Genomic DNA, 394 nt, shown 5'->3' with positions numbered 1-394 from the left:
CGAACGCTTCGGTTCGTGGAAGGGGGCTCACAACCGGCTGCGGATGTGGGCGGCCGACGGCACGTGGGAGAAGGTGTTCACCGCCCTGCTCGCGCAGGCTGACACCGAAGGCGGCCTCGACTGGGTCGTCGCGGTCGACTCCACGATCGTCCGTGCCCACCAGCACGCCGCCGGGGCCCGTCAAAAGGGGCTCGGGCCGGCGAACCAGCCCACCATGCCCTCGGACGGTCCCGCGGCGGACTGACCACGAAGATCCACCTGGCGGCAGACGGTCGTTGCCGGCCACTCGCGTTCTTCATCACCCCGGGCCAGGCCGGTGACGCACCCGCATTCGAGAAGGTCATGGCCCGGATCCGGGTGTCCCGGCCGGTCGGCAGACCGCGGACGGCACCGG

Annotated in this window: 1 pseudogene; it reads left to right on the top strand. The window is 71.6% G+C overall.

Features of this window, described 5'->3' with window-relative positions:
- Positions 1–394 (top strand): annotated as a pseudogene (locus tag ADK86_RS44535) (IS5 family transposase); the annotation flags it as partial.

Origin of the sequence: Streptomyces sp. NRRL F-5755 (assembly GCF_001279365.1) — a bacterium.
GTDB lineage: Bacteria > Actinomycetota > Actinomycetes > Streptomycetales > Streptomycetaceae > Streptomyces > Streptomyces rimosus.
The sequence above is the reverse complement of the archived record's forward strand: the minus strand, read 5'-3'. Positions and strand labels throughout refer to the sequence as shown.